We start from the raw sequence: 207 nt of genomic DNA on the forward strand, positions 1-207 counted from the left end.
TGTGGAGCTGACGAATACTAATAGATCGAGGACTTAACCATATAATATGTAGCAATGTTATCTAGTTTTGAAGGAATATGCCTTCATAGTTTGGTGATGATGGCAGAGAGGGCACACCCGTTCCCATACCGAACACGGAAGTTAAGCTCTCTAGCGCCGATGGTAGTTGGGACCTTGTCCCTGTGAGAGTAGGACGTCGCCAAGCAA

Annotated in this window: 1 rRNA gene; it reads left to right on the forward strand. The window is 46.4% G+C overall.

What is annotated here, in order from left to right:
- The first annotated feature begins 89 nt into the window (after positions 1 to 89).
- Positions 90 to 205, forward strand: a 5S ribosomal RNA gene (gene rrf / locus MR113_RS28260).
- The last annotated feature ends 2 nt before the right edge of the window (positions 206 to 207 follow it).

This window comes from Bacillus cereus group sp. BfR-BA-01379, from assembly GCF_022663605.1.
Lineage (GTDB): Bacteria > Bacillota > Bacilli > Bacillales > Bacillaceae_G > Bacillus_A > Bacillus_A mobilis.